General features: G+C 66.6%; 22 protein-coding genes. 18 read left to right on the plus strand and 4 right to left on the minus strand.

The window, feature by feature from the left end; genetic code table 11:
* Positions 1 to 7 precede the first annotated feature (7 nt).
* From tssB to BMY53_RS00425, 17 genes are all read left to right on the plus strand, one after another.
* Positions 8 to 568 carry a type VI secretion system contractile sheath small subunit gene (gene tssB / locus BMY53_RS00345; protein ID WP_092942300.1) on the plus strand — a complete coding sequence of 187 codons (561 nt, stop codon included), beginning with the start codon at positions 8 to 10 and terminating at the stop codon, positions 566 to 568.
* A gap of 11 nt (positions 569 to 579) precedes the next feature.
* Positions 580 to 2,097, plus strand: a complete 1,518-nt coding sequence (gene tssC, locus BMY53_RS00350; RefSeq protein WP_092942303.1) for a type VI secretion system contractile sheath large subunit — start codon at positions 580 to 582, stop codon at positions 2,095 to 2,097.
* Between the two features lie 2 nt (positions 2,098 to 2,099).
* Positions 2,100 to 2,636 carry an Hcp family type VI secretion system effector gene (locus tag BMY53_RS00355; protein WP_092942306.1) on the plus strand — a complete coding sequence of 179 codons (537 nt, stop codon included), beginning with the start codon at positions 2,100 to 2,102 and terminating at the stop codon, positions 2,634 to 2,636.
* Positions 2,637 to 2,643: 7 nt separating this feature from the next.
* Positions 2,644 to 3,174: an Hcp family type VI secretion system effector gene (locus BMY53_RS00360; RefSeq protein ID WP_092942309.1), complete on the plus strand. Its 531-nt coding sequence runs from the start codon at positions 2,644 to 2,646 to the stop codon at positions 3,172 to 3,174.
* Positions 3,175 to 3,185: 11 nt separating this feature from the next.
* The gene (locus tag BMY53_RS00365; protein WP_218151150.1) at positions 3,186 to 3,716 is read left to right on the plus strand and encodes a type VI secretion system tube protein Hcp; all 531 of its coding nucleotides are present in this window, start codon (positions 3,186 to 3,188) and stop codon (positions 3,714 to 3,716) included.
* 17 nt (positions 3,717 to 3,733) lie between these two features.
* The gene (locus BMY53_RS00370) at positions 3,734 to 4,315 is read left to right on the plus strand and encodes a hypothetical protein (RefSeq protein WP_143073854.1); all 582 of its coding nucleotides are present in this window, start codon (positions 3,734 to 3,736) and stop codon (positions 4,313 to 4,315) included.
* Position 4,316: 1 nt separating this feature from the next.
* Positions 4,317 to 4,808, plus strand: a complete 492-nt coding sequence (locus BMY53_RS00375) for a type VI secretion system baseplate subunit TssE (protein ID WP_092942315.1) — start codon at positions 4,317 to 4,319, stop codon at positions 4,806 to 4,808.
* A 10-nt stretch (positions 4,809 to 4,818) separates the two neighbouring features.
* On the plus strand, positions 4,819 to 6,759 hold the full coding sequence (gene tssF, locus BMY53_RS00380; RefSeq protein WP_177200645.1) for a type VI secretion system baseplate subunit TssF: 1,941 nt from the start codon (positions 4,819 to 4,821) through the stop codon (positions 6,757 to 6,759).
* Positions 6,756 to 7,697 (plus strand): type VI secretion system baseplate subunit TssG, encoded by a 942-nt coding sequence (gene tssG / locus BMY53_RS00385; protein ID WP_177200646.1) that lies wholly within the window; start codon positions 6,756 to 6,758, stop codon positions 7,695 to 7,697. Before tssF ends, tssG begins: the two co-directional genes overlap by 4 nt.
* Positions 7,694 to 9,955: a type VI secretion system Vgr family protein gene (locus tag BMY53_RS00390; protein WP_092942321.1), complete on the plus strand. Its 2,262-nt coding sequence runs from the start codon at positions 7,694 to 7,696 to the stop codon at positions 9,953 to 9,955. The genes tssG and BMY53_RS00390 overlap by 4 nt, the downstream gene beginning before the upstream one ends.
* On the plus strand, positions 9,952 to 11,268 hold the full coding sequence (locus BMY53_RS00395) for a hypothetical protein (RefSeq protein ID WP_092942324.1): 1,317 nt from the start codon (positions 9,952 to 9,954) through the stop codon (positions 11,266 to 11,268). Before BMY53_RS00390 ends, BMY53_RS00395 begins: the two co-directional genes overlap by 4 nt.
* Positions 11,269 to 11,561: 293 nt before the next feature.
* Positions 11,562 to 12,086 carry a hypothetical protein gene (locus BMY53_RS25250; RefSeq protein WP_143073855.1) on the plus strand — a complete coding sequence of 175 codons (525 nt, stop codon included), beginning with the start codon at positions 11,562 to 11,564 and terminating at the stop codon, positions 12,084 to 12,086.
* Positions 12,087 to 12,089: 3 nt separating this feature from the next.
* On the plus strand, positions 12,090 to 12,476 hold the full coding sequence (locus BMY53_RS00405) for a DUF4280 domain-containing protein (RefSeq protein WP_092942330.1): 387 nt from the start codon (positions 12,090 to 12,092) through the stop codon (positions 12,474 to 12,476).
* A 19-nt stretch (positions 12,477 to 12,495) separates the two neighbouring features.
* Entirely contained in the window at positions 12,496 to 13,860 is a 1,365-nt protein-coding gene (tssK, locus tag BMY53_RS00410; protein WP_092942333.1) for a type VI secretion system baseplate subunit TssK, read from the plus strand.
* Positions 13,857 to 15,212, plus strand: coding sequence for a type IVB secretion system protein IcmH/DotU (gene icmH, locus BMY53_RS00415; RefSeq protein ID WP_092942336.1), 1,356 nt, complete (start codon positions 13,857 to 13,859; stop codon positions 15,210 to 15,212). The genes tssK and icmH overlap by 4 nt, the downstream gene beginning before the upstream one ends.
* A gap of 107 nt (positions 15,213 to 15,319) precedes the next feature.
* The gene (tssM, locus tag BMY53_RS00420) at positions 15,320 to 19,207 is read left to right on the plus strand and encodes a type VI secretion system membrane subunit TssM (protein ID WP_177200647.1); all 3,888 of its coding nucleotides are present in this window, start codon (positions 15,320 to 15,322) and stop codon (positions 19,205 to 19,207) included.
* A gap of 125 nt (positions 19,208 to 19,332) precedes the next feature.
* On the plus strand, positions 19,333 to 20,724 hold the full coding sequence (locus tag BMY53_RS00425; RefSeq protein ID WP_177200648.1) for a type VI secretion system contractile sheath domain-containing protein: 1,392 nt from the start codon (positions 19,333 to 19,335) through the stop codon (positions 20,722 to 20,724).
* A 143-nt stretch (positions 20,725 to 20,867) separates the two neighbouring features.
* Here the strand turns inward: BMY53_RS00425 and BMY53_RS00430 are convergent, their stop codons facing one another.
* From BMY53_RS00430 to BMY53_RS00445, 4 genes are all read right to left on the minus strand, one after another.
* Positions 20,868 to 21,893 (minus strand): NAD-dependent epimerase/dehydratase family protein, encoded by a 1,026-nt coding sequence (locus BMY53_RS00430; protein WP_092942344.1) that lies wholly within the window; start codon positions 21,891 to 21,893, stop codon positions 20,868 to 20,870.
* A gap of 56 nt (positions 21,894 to 21,949) precedes the next feature.
* Positions 21,950 to 22,435, minus strand: a complete 486-nt coding sequence (locus tag BMY53_RS00435; RefSeq protein ID WP_092942347.1) for a YgjV family protein — start codon at positions 22,433 to 22,435, stop codon at positions 21,950 to 21,952.
* Positions 22,436 to 22,528: 93 nt separating this feature from the next.
* A complete protein-coding gene (locus tag BMY53_RS00440; protein ID WP_218151151.1) occupies positions 22,529 to 23,191 on the minus strand; it encodes a Crp/Fnr family transcriptional regulator in 663 nt (220 codons plus the stop codon).
* Positions 23,191 to 23,667 carry a MarR family winged helix-turn-helix transcriptional regulator gene (locus BMY53_RS00445; protein WP_092942353.1) on the minus strand — a complete coding sequence of 159 codons (477 nt, stop codon included), beginning with the start codon at positions 23,665 to 23,667 and terminating at the stop codon, positions 23,191 to 23,193. The genes BMY53_RS00440 and BMY53_RS00445 overlap by 1 nt, the downstream gene beginning before the upstream one ends.
* A gap of 135 nt (positions 23,668 to 23,802) precedes the next feature.
* Here BMY53_RS00445 and BMY53_RS00450 point away from each other — a divergent pair, with 135 nt between their 5' ends.
* Positions 23,803 to 24,264, plus strand: a complete 462-nt coding sequence (locus BMY53_RS00450; protein ID WP_092942356.1) for a hypothetical protein — start codon at positions 23,803 to 23,805, stop codon at positions 24,262 to 24,264.
* The last annotated feature ends 19 nt before the right edge of the window (positions 24,265 to 24,283 follow it).

A 24,283-nucleotide genomic window follows, 5' to 3' on the forward strand; every position in this document is an offset into this window, starting at 1 on the left:
TCCACCCATGGCCAACAGTCAGAAGTTCATCGCCCGCAACCGAGCCCCCCGCGTCCAGATCGAATACGACGTCGAGCTCTATGGTGCCGAACGCAAGGTCCAGCTGCCCTTCATCATGGGGGTGATGGCCGACCTGCTCGGCAAGCCCGCCACGCCGCCCCCGCCCCTGCAGGACCGTCAGTTCCTGGAGATCGACGTAGACAACTTCGACGCCCGCATGCGGGCGCTGCAGCCTCGCACCGCCCTGCTGGTGCCCAACTCGCTCACTGGCGAGGGGCAACTGCCTGTGGAACTTGTCTTCGAATCCATGGACGACTTTTCGCCTGCGGCCGTCGCCAGGCAGGTGCCGGCACTGCGTCAGCTGTTGGAGGCCCGCCAGCAATTGTCGGATCTGCTGACCTACATGGACGGCAAGGGCGAGGCCGGTGCCCTGATACAGCGCCTGCTCGGAAACACCCCGCTGCTGCAGCAACTGGCTTCAACGGGCGGCACATCGGAAGTTCCCGACGCGCCGCAATCTCCGGCCTCTCCGGCCTCTCCGGACGTTCCCGCCACACCTGCAGCCTGACCCCCCCGCATATGAACGATCAATCGAACGATCCATCCGTCCTCCGGTCGCCTGCGCCGGGGCCCGCCCTCCAAGGTCTTCAGATCGATGACGAGCAGTTGGACACCGCCCTGTCCAAGGCCTTCAAGCCCACATCGGCGCAGGCCCTGCTGCGCGTCGAGCAGGCCGTTCAGACTCTGGCCCAGGAAGCCCTGAAGCGCAGCCCGCCGACCGCTTCGGAAGCCGTGGCGCTGATCGAGATGCTCATCGTCCGCATCGACGAGGAGCTCAGCGCCCAGATCAACCTCATCCTGCATGCCCCCGAGTTCCAGCGCCTGGAGGCGTCCTGGCGGGGCCTTGAACATCTGGTGCGTCATACAGAGACCGACGAGCAGTTGAAGATCCGCGTCATGCCGGTAGGCAAACAGGAGCTGTCGCGCAGCCTGCGCCGCTTCCAAGGCACGGCCTGGGATCAATCTCCGCTGTTCAAGAAGGTCTATGAGGAAGAGTACGGCCAGTTCGGCGGCGAACCCTACGGCGCCCTGGTGGCCGACTATTCCTTCGACCACTCCCCGCCCGATGTGGAGCTGCTGACCCAACTCAGCCAGGTGGCCGCGGCAGCGCATGCGCCGCTGATCACCAACGCCGCGCCGGCCCTGATGCAAATGCAGTCCTGGGCCGAATTGGCCAACCCACGCGACCTGAGCAAGATCTTCACCACCCCCGAGTACGCGGGCTGGCGCGCGCTGCGTGAAAGCGAAGACGCCCGCTATGTGGCCCTGTGCATGCCGCGCTTCCTGGGCCGGCTCCCCTACGGCGCCGCCACCAGCCCGGTGGAAGAGTTCGCCTTCGAGGAAGACGTCGGCAGCCATGGGGAGCAGGGCTACGTGTGGTGCCACTCGGCCTATGCCATGGGCACCAACATCACCCGCGCGTTCAAGCTCTACGGCTGGTGCTCGCGCATCCGGGGCGTGGAGTCCGGTGGCGCGGTGGAGCATCTTCCCACCCATGTCTTCCCCACGGACGACGGCGGGATGGACACCACCTGCCCCACAGAAATCGCCATCTCTGACCGGCGTGAAGCGGAGTTGGCCCGCAACGGCCTGCTGGCCCTGGTGCACCGCAAGAACACCGACGTCGCCGCCTTCATCGGTGGCCAGTCGCTGCACAAGCCGGCTGAATACGACGATCCGGACGCCACGGCCAATGCAGCCCTGGCCGCACGGCTACCCTACCTCTTTGCCTGCTGTCGGTTTGCCCATTACCTGAAGTGCCTGGTGCGCGACAAGATCGGTTCGTTCCGTTCCAGGGACGACATGCAGCGCTGGCTGAATGACTGGGTACTGACCTATGTCGACGGCGACCCGGCCAACAGCTCGGAACAGACCAAGGCAGAGCGTCCGCTGGCGGCGGCCGAAGTCGTCGTGGAAGACGTGGAAGGTGCACCCGGCTATTACCAGGCCAAGTTCTTCCTCAAACCTCATTACCAGCTGGAAGGCCTCACCGTCTCCCTGCGCCTCGTGTCCCGCCTGCCTTCGGAGAAAACCTGACCATGCCCGGCAACGCATTCATCCGCTTCGAGAAGAACGACGGGGGCCTTGCCCCGGGGGAATCCCAGCAGGCTGGTCATCCGGGGTCTGGTGGCTGGATCGACCTTGGCGACTGGAGCTGGTCCGCCGAGGCCGAGGCCAGCCATTTGAAAGGCACCGGAGCGGCCATCGGCAAGCCAAGCGCTGGCGCTCTGAGCATCTCGCATTTCTACGACAAGTCTTCACCGGTGCTGTTGCAGTTCATCGTCCGGGGCGTCCACTTCAAGACGGTCACGATCGACATGCTCAAGCAATCCGGCAAGGACCAACCGGAGCTGTTCTTCCAGCTCATCTGCAAGGACGCCTTCATCACCAAGGTGAGCAGCAGCGCTGGCGAAGACGGCACTGTCAACCAGGAAGTCGAGTTTGTCTTCAAGCAGATTGCGCTGGGCTACAAGCGCCAGAACAGTGATGGGTCGCTGGCAGCCGCACAGTTCTTCCGCTGGAACGTTGCCGAGATGACGCAGGCGACCCCGGATATCCGCATGACCATCCAGTGAGGCCCTAATGCCCGGCAATACCTTCATCAATTTCGGCAAGAACGATGTCCCGATCGGGGAGTCCGTCCAGAAGGGCCACCACGGCACGGATGGCTGGATCGACATCAGCGACTGGAGCTTCGACATCGAGGCCGACAGCAGCTCGGACCGGGGTGGCGGCGCGGCAGTGGGCAAGGCGCTGCCCGGCTCGTTGTCCATCTCCCACTGCTTCGACAGTTCCTCCACCGCCATCCTTTCCAAGATGGTGGCCGGGCGCCACTTCCCCATCATCACCATCGAGATGCTCAAGGCCACAGGCGAATCCGACGGCCCCCAGACCTTCTTCCAGATCAAGGCGAGCGAAGCCTTCGTGACCAAGGTTTCCATCAAAGGCGGGGAAGACGGAGCGATGAGCCAGGAGATCGAATTCGTCTTCAAGGAGATCTTTGTCGGCTACAAGCCGCAGACCAACAAGGGCAACCTCGAAACGACGATCGGCTTCGAATGGAGCGTCAAGGAGAACCGCCTCGGCTCCGCCATTCCGGACAAGCTGAAGTGATGCCCAACCCGATGGACACCCGCTTGGCGTCCTCGCTGCACCTCGCGCTGACGATCGACGGCCGGTTGCTGGCTGGCGACAGCACCGTGCGAGGCCGTGAGGGGCTCATTGAATTGAGGCGCTGCCGATGGTCGGCAGCGGCTGGCCGCTCCACGGCCGCTCTCACCACCGCGGCCGGCATGGAAGTTCCTTTGGCGGCGCTTCGCCTCGGGTACCTCCACCTGGACAAGGCATGGGACCGGTCCAGCGCCGCCCTGCTCCAGGCGCTCTCGCGCGGGGAACGGGCCGAATCGGCCGTGCTCACCCTGTCCGGCCCGCCGCCGGCCGACACCGATGCCGCCGCACCCACCCTGCTGAGTATCGAACTGACCGACGTCGCCTTGCTGGATGTGTGTGTCTGCACAGATGCCGACGCGGCCGAGCATCAACTCCGGGAACACCTGGTCCTGGGCGGCGCCCGCTCCGCCCGCTTGCGGCATTTCCCGGGTGGCCAGTCCGGGCAGGCGTCCACCACGCTTTGCAATGGGCAGGGGGCCGCCTGATGGAGTACCCGGCCGTGATGTGGATCAACGAAGAGCGGGGGGGCGGCGGCGCGCCTGCATCAGCCTCCCTGATCGAAGGCGATGTCGAACTCGCCGATGCCCGTGGTGCGATCGCGCTCCTGGGCTGCCGTTGGTCCATGTGTCGGCCGGCGGCCGCTTCAAGGCTGGCCGCGGGCGCCGTGCAGGGCCCGCCGCTGGCGATCGCCAAGCGGCTGGACGCCGCCAGCATCGCCATGGTGGGCCTGTTGTGGTCGCCGCGCCCCCTGACTGTGCGGCTGCGCTTTGGTAGTCAGGTGCAATGGCAACTCAGTCAAGCCCACTTGCTGGACTATGCCGTCGATGTCGATGGCAATGATCGCCACGACCAACCGCTTGAACATTGGCATATCGGTTTTCGTCAACTGCGCATTGACCATCGGCTGGCGGACGGACGGACGCTGAGCACCGACATCAGCCCGCCCCTTATCGGTGCCGCATCGGCGACTTCGGCGGCGCCCGACGCCTCTTGCCAGCAGTCCCTCGGGTTCCCGCGGTCTTTCCACACCCCCTCGCCCTGTGACCCTGACTCTGGGTGGCACGGCCCTGCCTCCAGCCACTGACATGACCCAGCCCGCCCTGCTCGACCGCTTCGCCGCCACGCCGGTGAGCGCCCCTCAGAGTAGCGAAGCACTGCTGCGTGCCGATGTGCTTCGCAATCTGGATGCGCTGTTCAATGCCGTTGCCCTGGAGCCTGGGCAAGAGGCATGGCCATCAGCTGCGAATGGGTCAGCGCTCGACCATGTTTGGCGTTCCTGCCTGAACTTCGGTCTGCCGGCCTGGGCCGGGCTTGCTTTATCCCCATCCCGTCTGCGTTGGCTGGAGGATGCGCTCACCCAGGCAATACGTCGCTTCGAACCCCGGCTGCTGCCGAGCCCTTTGACCGTCAGTCTTCGGCGGGTGGCTGCGGGCGGCGAAGGCTGGTCAGCGGGAGCCCGTCTCCAGGTGGTGATCCTGGCCCGGATGTGGCTGTCCGGCGCTCCAGTGCCGGTGTCCATCGTCGCGGATCTCGATGCGGACACTCGTCGGGCCCAGTTGCGCCTGCAAAGCCGTTGAGGCTGCTGCCATGGATGCACGCCTGCTTCAACACTTCAACGAGGAACTGGCCTATCTCCGCGAGATGGGCCAGGAGTTCTCCGATGAATTCCCTCAGGTGGCGGGCCGGTTGGGGCTGGGCGCCGGTGCGGATACCGACCCCCATGTCGAGCGGCTGCTAGAGGGCTGCGCCTTTCTTTCAGCGCGAATCCGGCTGATGCTGGACGCGCAGACCTCCGCCTTTGCCCACCGGTTGGTGGACCTGCTGCAGCCCTCGCTGCTAGCGCCAACGCCCTCGATGCTGATCGCGCAGTTGTTGCCGCCCCCCACCCTGGCCCATGAACAACCGCTGCCGCGCGGCACCGGCCTCAGCGCCCCCGCAGTGGGCGCCTCGTCCACCCGTTGCCACTTCGTCACCAGCCAGGAGACGTGGCTCACCCCCGCCCGTGTGGAGACGGCCACGCTGAGCCAACGTTTGTCCCAGTTGCCCCGTCCCGTCACCGGGTCCCGGCCGGCGCGCAGCGCCCTGACACTTCAGTTGCGACTGCCCGGGGACCGCTCCTTCGATGAGTTGGCGGCCGATCGGTTCAGGTTGTTCCTCAACGGCCCTGCCGCCACCGCCACCCAGTTGCTGGCGCTGATGCGAGCACACGTCGTGGCGGTGCATGGCGGCGCCCCCGGCGAGGGTGCCTGGTGGCCTCAGGTGACGGTCGAGCCCGCCGGCCTGAGCCCTGAAGAAGCCCTCCTTCCCTGCAGCAGTACCTGCTGGTCGGGGCTGCGCCTGCTGCAGGAACACCTGGCCTTCCCGGAGCGAAGCCAATTCATTGATCTGCGGCATGTGGCGCCGACCCTGGCCGCCACCCGCGGGCCCGTGCTGGAGCTTGTCTGCTACTTCGACATCACGGCCGAGGCGCTTGAGGGAGACATACAGGCGCAGCACTTCCTGCTCAACTGCGTGCCCGCCATCAATCTCTTTGCACTGCGGGGAGATCCGCTGCCGGTGCACGCGCAACAGCGAGAGGTGCATCTGGTCCCCCGGCGGATGGCACCGATGGACCATGAAGTCATCGCGGTAACGGCGCTGACGGGTGTGGATGAGTCGGGCGTCGAACATCCCATTCAGGGCTGGGACACGCCAGTCGGCCCGGACGCCTTTCCCCTCGGCCGCCCGCTGGCGCCGGGTCCGGGTGACGAGGACGATCCGCCTCCCGCCTATCGCTTCGGTCTACGCAGAGAACCTCGTCATGCCTCGGACCGAATCCGGCGCCGCGGTCCGCGCAGCGCTTATGCCGGCAGTGAGGTGTTTGTCAACTTGTCCGCCACGGGTGCAACGTCGGAGCCGCTCCACCTCGTGTCGCCACGCCTGCTGTGCAGCAACCGGGATCTGCCTCTGAGCCTGGCCCCAACGCGGCCCGACGCGCTTGCCTCGACACCAACATCGCCTTCCGTCCTGATGTCATCCCCTGACGCGAGTTCGGCGACGCCCGCTGCAAACACTCGCTGGTCGGCCAGCGGCAAACAGCCGCTGGACGCGATCCACATCGTCGCAGGGCCCAGCCGACCGATCGAAGCGGCCCAGGACAGCGATGCCATCACGCTGATCGGTTTGTTGGCCCTGCACCACCGACCGCTGAGCATCCCTGACGGTGAAGTTGCCGCACGTGCGCTACGCGACTGGCTGCTCCGGCTTCCCCAGGCCGCCGCGCCCGAGGCCCAGCGAAGCCTCCACGCGATCCTCCAGCTGGAGGCACACCCCGCTGTGCGGCGCCACCCCTCGCCCGGCCCCATCGCCTTTTCTCGCGGCATCGAGATCCGGCTGACCGTGAACGAGGATGCCCTCGCAGGCGCGAGCGCTTATCCCCTGGGAGCGGCGCTCCATGGCTATCTGTCCGGCCAGGCGGCCATCAACCAATGGGTCGCGTTGATCCTGCTCTCCACCAGTGGCGAAGAGATCGGCCGGTGGCAATCATGAACCGCGATCTGTTCCACCTTCTTCGTCAGCTGGAGACACTGCGCGCCGACCGGCCACCGCTGGGGCATGCCAGACGCCCATCGTTGGAGCCGGTGCGCCTGCATCAGCCCGCGAGCTTGGAGATGACATCTCCAGGCGTGAGCGATGTCGGTCCGGGCCAGGGGCGTGACAGCCCCCCCCCGGTGCACGTCCATCAACACGGTTTCGGGCTGCTCGGGCCGCATGGGCCCTTACCGCTTTGGTTGACCGAATGGGTCGCGGGCCTTGCACGTCATGACGGACAACCGGCGGCTGGCCGGTTCCTTGATCTGTTGTCCCACCGGTTCGGCATGCTGCTTTATCGGGCCTGGGCCCAGGCCCAGGTGACGGTGGATGCCCAGTCGCAGGCGGGCACCTGGCTGAACGCCCTGACCGGCCGGCATGGGGCTGACGCATCAGACGTCACACCAGCGCCTGGCCGACTGGCCTTCGCAGCGCCCTTGTGGTCCACCTCGCGCTCCCCGGCGTTGCTGGCGCAATGGTGTGCCTTCGGCCTGAACGTTCCCGCGCGTGTCTGCTGCTGGCAAGGGGCCTGGCTGCCAGTGCCTTCGGCCTGGCGCTGCGGGCTGGGCCAGGGCAGTCAGCGCCTGGGCCAGGACGTCTTGCTCGGTGGGCACGTGTGGGAGGTCGACCACCGCATCCGATTGGTACTGGGCCCGCTGTCACTGGCCGAGTTCCGTCAGCTCCAACCCGGTGGGCCTCAGCTCGTGCGGCTGCGCACGCTCATGGCTGAATGGCTGGGGCTGGGCTGGCAATGGGATGTGCAACTGGTGCTGAGGCCGGACCAATGCCCCAGCGTGCGGCTCGACCACGGCACCCGGCTGGGACATGACAGCTGGCTGGCCAGGCGCCCGGGCGCAGGCCCTGCCGACGATCGGACGATCGGAGGCCAGCGATGACCTCGCAATCCTGGCCCGCAGAGGCGACATTCCATCCCCCGCCCACGGCGGATGGCCCCTGGCGGCTGCGGCACCTGGACGCCCAGGAAGTCGTGAACGGCGTGCCCCGATACGAATTGATCCTGGACGGTCCCGCTGACGATGGCGTGGCAAACCGCCTGCTGGGCCGCCCCGCCAGCGTCCGCCTGCCCTTGGCGTCCGGTGAGATGCGACATCTGCATGGGTGGGTAGCCGAGGTCGAGACGGCCGACCGGTCGCCCACCGAGGGAGACGACCAACGTCCCCCGAACTCCCTCGCCGCGGCGGTGTTGGGCTGGCGGATCGTGCTGCGCCCCTGGTTGAACCTGCTCGGCCTGAACAGCCCCTTGCGGGCCTTCCGTCACAAGACCACTGGAGAAATCCTGCAGGCTGTGCTGGACGCCTATTCACCGCATGCCCAGGTAGAACATCGCCACCGCTTGCGTTTTCATCCACGGCCCTGGGCCATCCAGTACCGGGAGAGCGACCTGGACTTCATCCGCCGACTGTTGGCCGATGAGGGACTGATCTTCTGGCTTGAACACGATACCCAGGGTGCGAATCTGATCCTGGCCGATGCGAGCGCCCGCAACAGCAGTGGCACCGGCCCGACGCTCTCCTGGCAACCACCCCACCCGTCATCCGGTCAGCCGGCGCAACCGTCGCAGGCAGGTCAGCGCCCTGGCCACATCCTCTGGAACTGGTCGCGTCGGCGGCAACTCCAGGCTGTGCAGGTCAGCCTGCATGATTTTTCGGCGGAGGTTCCCGACCAGACGCTGCAGGCACAGAGCCGCCGGCCGCTGGCCCACGCCGCTGCCGGCCCCTTGCGGTATGCCGTGCATCCTGGCTTTCCGGCGGACGAGGGGCCGGAAGCCGACATCGCCGCCCACGAGCAGGCCGGCCAACGCCGCGCGGAGTCCTGGGCCCATGCCTTCGCCAACCAGGCCGATCTCTCGGGCGCACAGACAAGTAGCCGGGAGGTGCTCTGCGGCCACGACTTCGAACTGGTGGACCATCCCGTGGATGCCGGTCGTTATCGGGTGCTCGCCATTCGGTTCGAACTCAGGCAAGCCGGCCACGGCGCGCTGCGAGCCCCGACCGACGACTTTGACGATTCCCCGGCGGGACCGCTCTGGCGGGCAGGACCCAGGCATCACCTCCGGCCGATTTCCCACTTCGTGGCCGCCGTGCAGGCGGTTCCCGCCGATCAACCCCTGGCGCCCGCTGTCACACCGCCTGGCTGCATGCCGGGGCCGCAGTCCGCCACGGTCATTGGCCCCCCTGGGGAATCCGTTCATGCCGACAGGGACGGACGGGTGCGCATCCGCTTTCATTGGGAAATCGCTTCCGACGCAAAGACGTCATCCGGGCCGGACGGCAGCGACGAGAACGCAGGAGGCTGGGTGCGCGTCTGCCAATCCTGGAGCGGCAGTGGCTTCGGCGTTATGGCTCATCCGCGTATCGGCGACGAAGTCCTGGTCGGCTTTCTGGATGGTCACCCGGACCGCCCGATCGTCATCGGCCGTCTGCACAACCGCAAGCGTCCACCGCCTTATCTGCTGCCGCAGCATGCCAGCATCAGCGGATGGCGCTCCCAGGTGATCGAGGGCAGTGCCGGCCAAGCGCACGAAATCCGTTTTGAAGATCGGCAGCAGGCCGCCTATGTCTGGATGCAATCGCAGGCGGACTGGCATCTGCGCATCGGCCGTGATCAGCAGGAAAGCATCCAGGGCCACTCGTGGTCCTGGGTGGGTGGGGACCGTCGACAGGAAATCAACGGCCAGTGGACACTCGCCATCAAGAATGACAGTCGGCTGGACCTGGCGGCGAATACTGATTTGCAGCTCGGCGGCGATCTGCGGGCTGCGCTGGCTGGCAATGGCCGATGGCGGGTGGACGGCGACCTGGCCTTGCGCTGCGGCAAGACGCTCGCCCTGCATAGCGATGCGGAAGTGGCCATCAGTGCCAGCCAGCCGTTGCGGCTCTCCAGCAATATCAAGGCGGAAGTTCAGGCGCCGCTGGCGGTGGTGTTGCAATCGGACACCCGCATCAGCCTCAGCGCCGGCGGGTCATTCCTGACCCTCGGCCCGGAAGGCGTGTCAATCTCGGGGCCGCTGGTGTTGATCAATTCCGGAGGCTCGGCGCTGAGTGCTGGTCGTGTCGAGCCGCCCACGCCGTCATCACCCCAACGCCCGGACGCCTTACCGGAACATCAGGATCCACTGGAGGGCACGTCATGACGAACGACGCTGCTTCGGTGCTACTGGAATTTCCCGCCGCCACGGGCCGGTATGTGCCAGCGGACGCAGGCCTCGCCTGGCAGCCCGTCCACCCGGCTCCGGCGCAGATCACCCTTGCGTTGCAGCCGTCGCACGCGGCCATCGCAAACTTGCATCGGGTAGCCCCGGAACCGGGTCCCTCGGTGAGCGGGTTGACGATCCTGGCGTTTCAGCCGTGCTCAGGCCGCGTGCTGCAGCAAACCCGCTTGCCTGCCACTGCGCCCGCCCGATGGCGGTTGGACCGGCATACCGGCAGCACGGTGGTGGCGCTTGTCGACAGCCCCCTACCCACGGACTGCCGTCCGGCCTCGCGCCAGATGGCCACCCCAGCCGCCCCGATGGAGCAATTGCTCACGCCGCTGTCCTCGCTGGCCGACCCGCCCGACGTGCCGCGCCTGCGAATCTCTGCCTGGCCGGCGCTACAGCAGGCGCTGCACTGGCGCCGGGACCCGCCTCAGCGGTCAGTGCCAGCCGGCGCCGCCTTGCCCTGCGCTGCCTCTCAGGCCCATCGCGAACGTGATGGTCATGCCGACGATCATCCCGCCGGGCTCTCGCTCTCCGGCCGCTTTGCGGACCTTGATCAACAACTGCAGCGCGGCTGGGTGCGGCTGGGTGAGGTCTGGCGGCAGCATGGTCTGCAGGACATCGACATCCAGTCCTGCCCCCGGGTATTGACTGGGGCAGGCAGCTTGATCTGGGGGTATGCGTTCGCGCCGCTGGAAGCCGCGGCCGAGGCGCACGCCCGGCGCGTGGCGGACCAACCGCCAGCGATGCGGTGGTGGGCGCGGTGGTCGCTGCTCCCCTGGCAGCCCGACATGCATGCGAGAGCCCGCCTGACGATCGGCGACGCCCAGGTCTGGCTGACCTGGAGCCCCAGGCCGTGGTCCTCTTCCTCTTCCGACGGCGACGGCGACGACGGCATGGCGCAAGGCCGTGTGCCTTGGACACTGGACCAGGGCGGCTGTGTGCCGGTGGCCCCTGGCCACACACTTTCAGCCATCTCGGTACAGACCTTCTCGGACCTGCAGTGGACGCCAGTCGCCGCCGGCTCAGGGGCGGTACTGACCATTGCTCAGGCGCCCCAAGCGCCGGCCCTCCCGCTCAAGGCACGCTTCGGTTTGCGCCAGGAGGGCGCGGGGCTGGCCTTGTTTGCTCAGGCCTCCTGCGGCCCGCTGACCCTGTGCCTGCGCGTCCGCCACCCTTGGCAGGGCGAACAGTGGCGCCAGTTGCACCTGCCGGAGGTGCAACTGCTGGACTGGAGCCTCGACGGATGACAGCTGCGTTGCTCTCACTGGTGTTGCGGGTCCGTGGCCCCGGCCGCGTGCTTGCCCGCTTCAATGATGTGCCGCTGGTCTGGGCCGATGCCCATTGGCCTCAGGCCGGTTCAACCCTGCATGAATATATGGTGGCCGGCCCCAACCAACTGACGCTGGAGTGGACAGCCAGCCCGCTTCGCCCGGACAGTCGTTCAGGCAGCCACACAGACAATGGCCCCCACCGTCGCCAAGACGCTCCTGATGTTCCGTTGGCCAGCGCGCGCGTGTTGTGGGCACATCCTGGTGCTGCCATGACACCGGGAACCTCCCGGACGCTGATGGGCTGTGAGTTGCAGGCCCCGACGACCACAGAACGGCCGTGGCCGTGGCTGGCCCGCTCCACACCACAGCCCGCAGCCACTGTCCTGTGCGACCTGCCCGCCGCCTTTCCACGCTGGCGGTGGCAGGACGCGCCGCGCCTGCGTCCACGGGCCCACCACATCGCGCAGGCCCATGCTGCTTTACGAGCACTGGCCACAGCGCTGCAGCACGGCAATGCCGCCGTCCTGGCCGACCTTCTGGCCCTCCGCCATCGGGAACTGGCCATGGCCTACCCCGGCCACCCACCGCTGCTGCCACCCATTGATGGGCTGAAATGGCAGTGGCCTGGTCTTGACGACTTCCGCCTGCTGCCTCAGGCCGGCGGCCGCCTGCACGAGGCCGTGGACCGTCAAGGCCGACCCGCCCTGGCCGCCTTTGACCGCCAAGGGCAGCGACAACGGGATTGGCCCCTGCGGCTGGCCTACCTGGATCGACGGTGGACCGTCGTGAGATGACCCATGCCTCTTCACGTCTGCACTGGCGCCACCCTGGCCTGCACCTTTGGCGCAGCGCCTTCGGTATTCAACGCCACCCCACGCCCGGTGCTGGTCCAACAACGCCCATTGGGGGTGGTGATGGACCATGTCCCCTTGCTGAATATCCTGCCTTTCGGGGTGTGCACGGCCCCGGCCAATCCGATGGTCATCGCGGCCACCGCCGCCGCCCTGGGTGCGCCGACCCCCGCGCCGTGTCTGCCGGCCACGCCCGCGCCATGGCTGCCGGGTGTCCCCTCGGTGCTGGTGGGCCAGTTGCCCGCCCTGGACGAACTCTGCTCGCTGACCTGCCAGTGGGGAGGCGTCATCCGGGTCGTGTTCGCCGGACAGGTCATTCAGCAAATTCCTTGAACTTATTGCGACAGTGCCCATGAATCATCATCTCCCCGTCCTGTGGACTGAAGGGCTGTTCCTGCGGCCTCAGCATTTCCAGCAACAGGACCGCCATCAAGCCTGGCAACTCCGTCAATGCCTGCGCGCACTCGCACCGTGGCACTGGGGATGGCAGCGGCTGAGCCTGGATGCTTCGGCGTTGCAGATCGGGCGCATCGCCCTGGCTCAGGCCCAGGGCGTCATGCCCGACGGCGTCGCCTTCGACCTGGGCGCCGGCGACCATGCGCCCGCCGCGCTGACACTGCCCGAGGACCTCCGTGACGAACGCATCGTCCTGGCCTGGCCGCTGTCGAGGCGAGGCACGCCGGACAGCGATGCCGAAAGCCTCGCTCTGCCGCACCCCGCGTCGCCCCCTGCGGGCCTGCTCCACACCCGTTGGCGCACCCAAGAGCTGGAGCTGGCCGACGGCCATGCCTCAACCCTTCGGACAGCCACCATCCAGTTGGGCCGCCCCGACCTCCGGTTGATGCGCGCCCGCGACTGTGACGAAGGCATGGTGGCGCTGGAGGTCTGCCACGTCATGGAACGTCGGCTGGACCAGCAGGTGCTGCTGGACCCCTCCTACCTGCCGCCCCTGCTGGATATCCAGGCCCATCCATCGCTCAGCCGGCAGTTGATCGAACTCCATGGCCTGGTGCAACAGCGTGCCCATGTCCTCGCGGAGCGGCTCAGCGGCCGCAGCGGTCTGCAAACAGCGGAAGTGACCGATTTGCTGTTGCTGTCCACTCTCAACCGTGCCCTGCCGCTCTTGGAGCAATGGTGCGCCAACACCCCCCTGCATCCGCAGCCGCTCTACCAGGCGTTGTCGGTCCTTCTGGGTGAAATGTCCACCCATGGCGACGCCCGCACGCCAGCGCCACGTGCCCCTTATGACCACCACCGGCTGGCTGAATGCTTCATGCCGCTGATGGCCGATCTGCGGCAATCGCTGTCCCAGGTTCTGGAACGCCGTGCGGTGGCCATCCCGCTGATCGCGGGCCCGCAGGAGGTGCTGGTGGCCACGCTCGGCGAAACCTCCCTGCTCCAGACGGCCGGATTCGTGCTGACCGTCGAGGCACAGGTCAGCCCTGAGACCTTGCGCGCCCGATTCCCCGCTCTGCTCAGGATCGCCAGCGCCGACCGCATCCTGGACCTGCTGCAGTTCCAGTTGCCTGGCGTTCCTGTTCAGCCGCTGCCAGCCGCGCCGCATCAGTTGCCCTTCCAGGCCGACAAGCTCTACTTCAGCGTCGAAGGCCGTGGGCATCCTCTGTGGGAGGAACTGGCCCAGGCCGGTACCTTGGCCCTGCACGTCGCGGGCGACCTGCCCGGCCTCGCCCTGCAACTGTGGGCACTGCGACCATGAGCCTCCCCCCCCCTACCGCGCCTGCGGCACTGGCCGACCTATGGAATGACCCCACGCTCGACCCGCTGGCCAGGCTGATCGCGCCGGGCAAGACGGCGCAAGGCCCGATGTTCGACACGCTGGCAGACGGGCGACGGGCCGACGGGCCGGCGAACAGCGACCCATTGACCCACGATCCTGACAATCCGCTGCTGGGGGCCGCCCAGCCGCTGTTGCTGGCGCTGGCGCAACTCAGGGCCGGGCTGATGCCTGCCGACGCACAGCTGCTGCGAGATCAGCTCATCGCAGAAGTGCGGCGCTTCCAGCAGGTGGCTGCCCACCGAGGGGTCGCTGAAGACCTCATCTCGGACGCCAGCCAGCTGCTGTGCACGGCCCTGGACGAAGCGGTCGCTTCCACCCCGTGGGCGCGGGCTGCGGCCTGGGCGTCCCACAGCCTGCTGGTGACGCTGCACGGCTTCACCGATGGGGGCGACCGTGTCTTCCTGACGCTGGAGCAAACAGCCCGGGACGCGGACCCTGGACACGCGCTGCTGCCGCTGTACCGCTGCGTCCTGGCCCTGGGACTGAAGGGTCGTTTCCGCGTGGCACCGCATGGCGAGGAACGCCTGTGCCAACTGAGGCGACGGCTGCGACAACTGGTCGATCCGGCTCCCGCGGCCGCCGCTGGCCTGTCCCCTACGGGGTTGGGCCTGCGCGCGCCGGAGCGACATTGGCGCCATCAGGTGCCCATCTGGGTGATGGCAGTGGCGCTGGCGCTGCTGTGGTGCGTCTGCTTCGCGGTTCAGCGCGCACGCCTGGCGCAGCACGCCGGCCCAGGCTTCAGAAGCCTCACCGAATTGCAACTGCCGCCATCGCCACCGTCCAGTTCCCAACCCGACGACATCAGCTCGCCGGTGGTGGATCCCTCACGCGAACAGTTGCAGCACGCACTGGCCGATGATGTAGCCCAAGGCCGCCTTGAGCTGGTGTCATCGATAAACCAACTGATCATCCGCCTGCCGGGTGACACCTTCTTTGCTTCAGGCAGCCCCTCCATCCGACCAGGCCAGGAGGCCTTGCTGAGCCGCGTCGCGGCCGCGCTGGGCCAGGTCCAAGGCACCATCCTGATCAGTGGTCATACCGATGCCCGGCCCATCAGCAACAGCCAGTTCAGCTCCAACTGGGACCTGTCGCGGGCACGGGCCGAGAACGTACGGAACCTGTTGCTGGACCTGATCCCTTCCAGCCGCCTCAAGATCCGTGGTCTGGGTGGCATGGATCCGATCGCCGACAACGGCACGGTCGAGGGCCGAGCCAGGAATCGGCGCGTGGATATCACCTTGCTGTCTCCCATGGACGAGGATCAGCCATGAGACAGCGGTCAATGGCATTGCCTTCCAGGGCCTCCTGGTTCTGGTCACTGGCCGGGTTGCTCGTCGCAGCGGCAATCACCTGGTGGGCCGGTCCCCTGGTGGTTGTCATGGACCACAGGCCGCTGGACAGCGTGGCCGAACGGTTGACCTTGCTGATGGGGCTGCCTTTGGCAGTCCTGCTCGCCTATGGATGGGAGCGCTGGCGCGCCACACGCGCACGAGTGCAGTTGATGCGTGACGCCGGCACCACCGGCGACGTCTCCGCTCGAGAACTGTCTCACCGGTTTCGATTGGCCCTCAAGCAGATCGGAACCCGTGCGGCCGGACAACGCCGCGACGGCATTCCGCACGTGCCCCTGCACGAGCGTCCCTGGTACTTGATCCTCGGCCCTTCGGGCAGCGGTAAAAGCGCGCTGTTGAAGACCTCCGGGCTGACCGCCGCCACCAGCAGCCCCACTCAGCCGAGCGCCCCTACCCCGGTGGCCGGTAGCGGCAGCAGCCGCGCCATGGACTGGTGGTTCACCGACGAGGCGGTGCTGTTTGAAACCACCCGTCACCTCACAGCGCTTTCTCAAACTCCCCCACGGGCTGCGGCGCCCACAGAGGACGACTCGGCAGATACCGCGTCCATGGCCGCGGTAGACGATGCAGCCCTCCAGGGCGGGACCTGGACCCACTTCCTGAAGCTGCTGCGACGAGCCAGGCCGCGCCGGCCCCTGAACGGCATCATCCTGACGCTGGACATCCAACACCTGCTGCGAGCGGCGCCGCAGGAGCAGCAAGCCACTGCCCGGCGCATGGCCGGTTGGTTGCATGACATTGAACAGCGCCTGGCCATGGAACTTCCGGTCTGGCTGGTTCTCACCCACCTCGATCGGCTGGAAGGATTCAACGAAACATTTGCCGCAATGACACCGGCGGAGCGAGGCCAGTGCCTGGGCGTGACGTTGCCCCTGCCGGACCGCCTCCACCTTCGCAACGCTCGCAAGGCAGGCAGGTGGTGGCGCACCCGCAGCGCTGGCAGCGCGCCTCCGGCAGGATCCCCACCGGAGGGCTCGATGGCCTCCACAACGGCAGCTGCTGCGGAGGAGGCCGAAGCCGGTCACTACCGCGATACAGCATCGCCGGTACGCCAGGGGTTGTTGGGACTGGTGCAACGCCTGCAGGCCCACCGGATGCGTCTCCTGGATGGAGAGGATACAGCGGCGGCGGACCCGGTCGCGGCGAGCCAGGTAGCTGCGGCCCGACTGGCCTTCCCGATGACGGTGCTGGCGATGGCGGAGCCGCTGGCCCGCTTCGTGGACGTACTGACGGCCCCGATGGAGGACGGCCATTGCGCCCTGCTGCGCGGTCTGTACCTGACCTGCGCCGTCCAGCCTGGCACCAGGGTACCGACCCTGGATCCGATCAGCCAGGCGCTGCGACAACGGCTGCCTCTCCATCCGAGCACGGCATCATTGGCTCAGTCGTCCATCCCGTCGTGGGAGGCAGCAGCACAGGGGCCGGGATCCGCATCGAAAGTGACCCCGGAAGCAGCGTCAGCAGCGTTCCCGTCAACGTCAGCGGTGACACCGACATCAAAGGTCTATTTCACCCATCAGCTCTGGCGGGATGTCGTCCTGGCCGAGTCATGGCTGGTCACGCAGACGCCCGAGGCTGCTGCCCGGCGGCGCAGGCGACGCGCCATCCATTGGGCAGGCCTGCTGACCCTGTTTGGCCTGGCGCTGGGCTACAGCACGGTCAGCTACCTCCATGCCGAGGAACGCATCCGAATCACCTCCAGCCGTTTACCCACCTTGAAGGCCGCCGTGGCCGCACTGGGCGCTGATGGCCAGCCGGGGACAGCCGGCAGTGCAGACGACGGGTCGGTGCCGGCACTGCTTCCCCTGCTGGACGCGCTGAGCGCCATTGCCCATCCGCCGGACGGCGGATGGTCGCAACGTCTCAACCTGTTCGACGAATCTCAGCTGGCCGATGGCGGCGAGACGGCGTATGAGCGCCTGTTGGCGGAGGCCCTGCTGCCCCGCATACAACGGCGGCTTGCCCAGCGCCTGGCCGACAGTGTGGCGGCCGCAGAACTGGAACGACGCGGCACGCCGCCAGCCCGGCGACGCGAGTCTGTCCATGTGGCCTTGCGTGGCTACCTCATGGGCTATCAACATGCACGCTTCAAGCCCATGGAGTGGCGCCGCTGGGTCTTGGCGGACCCGGCACCGGGTGTCTCCCCGGAACTGCTGACCCAGCACCTCGATCCGCTGGTGGCGCTTTCCCCGCTGCCGTCACGCCTGCCACTGGACACATCGCTGGTCCGGCGGGCCCGCGCCCTGCTCACGGCCCGCACGCTGGAAGAACGGGCGCTGTCGCAGCTGGGAGCGGCAGCGACGGCCAGCGGTGCCCGCGGCCAGTCAGTGATCTCCCTGGCAGGAGATCAGGCGGCTGACGTGTTCGTCCGTGCGAGCGGGCGGCCGCTGACCGCAGAAATCCCGGCGCTCTTCACCCGGGACGGCTTCCAACGCGCCGTGATGCCCCAATTGCAGGCCATTGCCAGCAAGCTCGTGGATGAAGAGGCTTGGCTCACCCACGACAGTGCGCCGCCGGGAACGCCCAGTGCAGCCTCGCTATTGCGCTCCGTGGCCGAGCGCTATGCCCAGGCCTATGCGGATGCCTGGGAGGAAGACATCAGCGACCTTCGTCTGCAACCCGCCATGCCGCTCAAGCGGGCCGCCGCCATCTCCCGGCGCCTGGCCGCTCCGGACTCACCGCTGGCGGCCTACCTGCATGCGGTCGCCCGACAGGGCCGGCTCGAACGCGGCGCTCGAGCCACCGCCCCAGGTATCTCCGGGGCCATTGCTTCCGGAGCCTCGGCGTTGACGGCACAGGCAATGGCCGCCATTGCCTCGGGCGCCGTCGCCGAGGCCACACCGGCTTCCGGCCCGTTGGCAGGTACGCAGCTGGCGCAGGGCGCCACCGCCAATGCCCGCATCGTGCTCGAGGTTCAGCGCCGTCTCGCGCCCTGGACCTCCCTGGAGCAAGGTCGGCCCAGCGGCGTTGAACAGGCCATGCAACTCTTCACGGCGGTGTCGCTGCACTTCAATGCGGTGGAGACGGCGCTCGCAGAGCAGTCGGTGCCTCCAGCGCCAGAGGCGCTGGAAGGGGTGCGGCAGGCGGCCCTTCGGCAGCCGGAACCCGTCCGGTCGATGCTCACGACCCTGGTGCAGGCGGCGAGGGCCGACCATCAGCGCCTGACGCAGCAGCAATTGCGAACTGCACTGCAACCATTGGCCCAACGCTGTTCCCGCATGATCGGTGGCCGCTTCCCGATGGGCCCACTGTCCGCGCCGGACGTTCTGCCCCGGGATTTTTCCCAATGGCTGGGCCCCGGCGGCGAGCTGGACACTTTCTTCCAGCAACACCTGGCACCGATGGTGGACACCACCCGAAAACCTTGGCGCTTCAAGGATGCTGCTCAGGAGTCTGGCCAAGCTGCTGCGGGCCGCTCCGGCCGCGCCGCACGGCCCAGCGACCGCCCAAGCGCCGCGGCGACCCATGCGCTGGCGCAGTTCGAGCGGGCTGCGCTCATCCGTGACACTTTCTTTAGCGGCCCGGGTGCGCCACCCGGGCTCAAGGGCTCGCTGTTCGTCACCGATTTCACTGGAGGCCTCTCAGAGATGACGATGGACCTGGACACCCAACGCCTTCATTGGACCAAGGATGCCGCCACCGCCCTGCCGATCTCGGCGCCAGCCGCAGCCAATGCACCGCCGCTACGCCTGACGACGCCCGGCATCGCGCCGCGAACCCTTGCAGGCCCTTGGGCCCTCTTGCGCCTGCTCCGCCAGCAGGGCGCCGCGCCAGGCCAGCGGCCGGAGGAACTGCGCTTCTCCATGGAATTGGCTGACGGCAAGCGGGCTGCCTTCCTGCTCACGGCCGACAGCACCCAGAACGGCTGGAAGCTGCCGGCACTGGAGCAGTTCAAATGCCCGGCCTCCTGGTGACAGCCCCATCCCGGTTGAACACATCCATTCGCGCATCCATTCGCGCATCCATTCGCCCATTCATCACGCATTCATGCCCCTATGCATCACTGCCACGGCCACTGCCACTGCCAGTTCTGACGAACATGACCACCTCCCCATCCCTCGCCCAGCATTCCCGTGTGGCCATCCTTGGCCACTTCTCCAGCAGGCCGACCGAATGCGAAGCAAGGCCGCAGGACCGCCCGTACGCCCCGGCGGGCCGACCTGTCCGACCAGACACCCTGGATGATGTTCTGGCCGACATCGCGCCCCATCTGCCCGGCACCTCCGCCGTGGCTCGCAGCATGGAGAGCTTCCACCCCGACGCGTTGATGCCCCATCTGATGCCACCGCTTCCGATGGATGGCGACACGGATGCGGCCTCTGCCTCCCTGCGCCGCCAGTTGCAGGACGCCGGCTTCCAGCGCCTGGAGTGCCACTGGCGCGGCATCGAGTGGTTGCTGCACCGCCTGGATCCCCCCCGTGCCCCGGCAGTGGTCCTCTTCGACATCAGTGACGCCGCGCTTCGGGAGTCCCTGGATGCGGCGGACGCGACCCGGAGCCAGCTGCACCGCTGGCTTGTTGAAGAGCCGCAGCAAGAAACTGACGGCAGCTTCAGCTTCATCGTCGCCCTCAGCTGCTTTGAAGCCACGCCAGAGGACATCGCAAGGCTGGGTCGAGCGGCTTCCCTGGCCACGCAGGCAGGGGCCATCTGGCTGACGGCCATCGACAGCCGCCCGCTTGAGCCGATTCATGCCCAGGCCGCCCCACCCGCAAGTGCCCTGCAAGCCCTTGAAGGCCTGCGGCAGCACCCCGACGCGGCAGCCCTGGCCCTGTTTGCGCCTCCGTTCCTGCTTCGCCAGCCTTATGGGGCGTGGAGCAACCCGATCGACGCGTTTCCCTTCGAGGAGTGGCATTCAGGCGAGCCAGATCAGGGATTGTTGTGGGGCCACCCCGCCCTGCTGGCCCTGTGCGCGCTGGGCCAGCATCCATGGAGGGGTAGCTCGGCGGTGGACCGGTTGCCGGTGGTGACCTATGCAGGCCGCTCTGGTGATCGCCTGGCGTTGCCTTGTACGCAACGACTGATTGACCTTGACACCGCTGGCCGGCTGCAGCGCCTGGGCATTGCTGCGTTGACAGCGCGACGTGGCGAAGGCGTCGTCAACATTCCCTGGCTGCGGACCATCAACGGCGCCGACCTCGCCGGCGCAGGTACGGCGCGTCAGCAGCCAGCATCGGAGGCGTCATCGGCAACCGCCACGAGTGATCAACTGAGCGGACATTCGCCCGCGACCACGGACGGGCCCAGTGCTGCGGGGCCCGTAGGCACAGTGGACACATCGGGCGCATCAGTGACATCAGGCGACTCAAGCATCCCGGCCACAGCAGGCCTCTCAAGCACTTCCGGCACGCCAGTCACGCCCGACACATCGAGCGGCGCCCTCCCTGCCGACATGGACCCCGAGCTGGCCGCCTTGCTGAAATCGCTCGGGTGAAAGCGGGCTGGCATTTCATCGGCGCCTGTTGAAGACGGGCGACCCCGCGCTCTCACCACCGCCAGTTCTGACGGCCTCCCCAACATCCTGGTCAACGGAACCCGTAGTCCGAAGCACTTCTACAGCAGGCCAATAGCGCCAATTCACCTGTTCTCGCAGTTCACAAGCTCTGCAAGTCCCTGAGCCCGGCTCAAGGGCGGCTTGTAGCCAAGTTCGCGACGGGCCTTGTCGATGTTGAGGGTCACTTCCACAGCCGATGGCGCCAGCGATTGCCGGGTCACAGGCGGTTGCCAACGCCCTCGGCTCAGCCCGGCCAGGCCCTCGCCTACACGCGCGACAGTCTGCACCACCCATCGAGGCACCGTCTTGTCCGGCACCGGGCGACCTTGAGTCTGCAGCAGCGCGCTGATAAAGCCGCGGAACTCCACCGTCTCGGCGTCCGCGATGAAATAGCATGCCCCTGCCTGCCCCTTCAACAGGGCACGCTCGATGCCGTGAGCAAGGTTGGCAATGTGAGTCGTCGACGTTTGATAGTGCCCACCATCGATCCAGGCGAACTGCCCGGCGTCAACCGCCTTGAGTAGTTGGGGCAATGCCGTGGTGTCGTCCCTTCCCCAAATGAATCGAGGCCGCACGATGGTGACGTCTACCCCCCAGGCAAGCGCGCCCAGGGCGACCTGCTCAGCCTCCGCCTTGGTGGCGGAGTAGCCCCCCACTGGGCGGGTCGGATAAGGACGGCGCTCATCCGCATTGACCAAAGGGCGCCCATCCAGCAACACGGACTCCGTGCTGAGATGCACCGCTCGTCGTATGCCCGCTTGAGCGGCAGCGGTGAATACTGCGCGAGTGCCTTCCACGTTCGTGCGACGCTGGTCAGCGTTGGCCGGCCCGTGGCCGGTGTCCGCCGCTGCATGGATGAATGCCTGGCACCCCTGCATGCCGGCCGCCAGATGCGGCGAAAACAAGTCCCCTTCGAATGGAATCGCTCCGAGAGCCTGCACGACACGGCGCGCCTCGGCGCTTCGTGCAAGCGCGACCACCTCGACCTTCTGGCCGACGAAGTGCCGGATCAGGTTTCGGCCGACATAGCCACTACCGCCCGTCAGGAACAGGCGGGTGGGCCAGGGGATGGATGTGATCTCGGGAAGTTCAGTGACAACTGCGTTCATGGTTGGTCGTGTTGAGCTGCGGGCGTCGGTGCTCCGGTGGGCAGAGCAGCCCGCCGTCAGGGGATGGGCCGCACCTTGCGAAGCCCGGGCAAGATGTGAAAGCGCAAGAGCCCGACGCCATTGCTGAGCAGAAATGCGGACTCGGCCAGGACGCTCACCCACGCATTCAGGAGCAGGTTGTGAGCAATCCAGAGCAATGTGCCGACCATCAACTGCACGCGCATCCGCCTGTCATCCTGAAGGAAGGCCGCATGGGTCTGCGCGCAGTTCCCCAGCCAGGCCAGCACACCGGCCATGGAGAACGGGAGGATCAGGAAAATGACGGTTGCCAGGCTCAGGAACACGGCCTCCCAGTGCGGGCTGCTGCCGCGACGGCTGACCAGGAAGCGGGCGCTGGCGAGCAACATCAAAGCGGCCGACGTCCAGGCGTCAAGCAATCCGAATTGCACCGCAAGCAGCCCGGTGGAGAGGCTCAGAAGGACGAGCACACGTTCACGACCGCGGACCTGGAAAGAGACCAGGTCAACCAGCAGCGAGCCCATGGCCAAAGCATGCGGCAGGAGAGACGTTGGAGGCACGGCACCGATCGGCAGCAGGAGAATCAGCCATGGTGCGACGCGAATCTCTGTTTGGCATTAACCTTTGTTAAAAGGAACCTCTGCATAACTCCCGCGAGGCGAGGTGGCCCGGGGCAGAGATCCCTTCAGCCTGCCGCGAATTCTCGAGAGCGAGACTTCGGTGATGCCGATATAGGCAGCCAATTGCCGCTGGCTGAGCCGAGCCGTCCATGTGGGGAAATGGAGCTGCACGTAGAGGTAGCGTTGCTCGGGGGAATGCAGCAGCAGCATCTCCTCTTTGCGTTCCTTGAACGTCAATTGCTCTCGCAGCAAACGGCCTCTCAGTTCGGCAAGCTCAGGGGCGTCCCAGCGGTCGATGGGGATCGAAGTAACCGTAGCGTCCTCGACGACCTCGACCTGGTAGCGGCTGGCCTGGCCCGTCAGCCACGCCAGATACATCACGCAGAACTCACCGGGGAAGTAAAACTCCTTGATGCGCTCTCGCCCAGAGTCGGCGTAGTTCGAGGCTTTCAGAGCGCCACGGTGAAGGAACCAGACGTGCGTGGGGACCGCCCCCTGCTGCAGCAGGACCGTTCCGCCGCACATCGCTTGCGGTAGGGCCAGGAGATCAACAGGCGCGTGGACCCAGTCGTCGACGGACCCCCTCGGTGTTAGCGCAGCTGCAGCGCGGTCGTCCTCAGCGGGGCGTTGGCCGCTACGCCATGTGCTGGGGTTGGGCATCAGACCCTCGCCGCCAACAGGGACATCACATCTCGCCAGGCCTGTTGTTCCGAAGAAGACATGCCGCCCAACGCGCTTTCCATTGCCGCGCGTTCATGGTCGGAGGCCGTGCGCTCGGTCTTGATTCCCTTGGCGGTAAGGCGCAGCAGCTTGAATCTGCGCGCGTGCTCATCGCGCTCTGCCATCACATAGCCGTGGTCCTGAAGGTGCTTCATTGGGCGATGAAGTGCCTGTTTGGTAATGCCCAACACCTCCAACAACCCTCCGATGGAGATGCCGTCGGTTCGCGCGATCACGTAGAGGATCCGGTGGTGCACGCGCGACAGCCCGTGTTTCGCCAGGTACTGATCCGCCTGAACCACGAGGCCTCGAAATGCAAAGTGCATCAGCAGCAGCGCGCCATCCAGCGGATGGAGTGCGCGGATGCCGGCTTTTTCCACCACCGGAAGGTCTAGGGCTGCTCTATCTTGGGTCATCGATGAATGGCATGTCAGAAAGTTGGGGAGGATAGTTGTGCGCTACCATTCAGGTCAATAACATTGACCTATTCTTGCCACAGGAATGATCAAGGGCGCCCAGTGGAAGGATCTGGAAAGCCCCAAGAAATCGAGATGACTCTTTATCAACCGCCTCTCTTCGTCCTGATGGTCCTGAACCTGTTGTGGTTTGGCGCCGGTGCCATCTATTTCGGGATCCGCGCGAGCTCAGCGGCAAAACTCCTGGTCGCGAGAAGCGATAGAAGCCACCCCCTGTTCAACATCCTCGCTGCATCGATCCGTTTTCTTGGTGGCCTCAACTTTGCATTTGCCGTGCTGGCGGGCGTCATCCTGCTTGTGCCTGCGCTCTTCCCGGAAGCACGCCAGATGGCCGTCCTGGCAGCGATTCTCTCCTTGGCGCATGGCACGCAGTTCGCCGGCAATTTGCCGGTGCTGCTCATGGAGAAGCGCAGCGGCTTCGCCCTCTGGCCGGTGCTTCGCGGACGGATGTTCTTCATCTTCTGTGTCGACATAGCGCTGATGCTTGCCAATGCCGGCGTCGCCGTCCTCCTAATGGCCTCGAGCATCTCTGCCTAAGTCCCACGAGCCAAGGTGG

This window comes from Roseateles sp. YR242 (assembly GCF_900109745.1).
In the GTDB taxonomy this organism is placed as follows: domain Bacteria; phylum Pseudomonadota; class Gammaproteobacteria; order Burkholderiales; family Burkholderiaceae_C; genus Roseateles.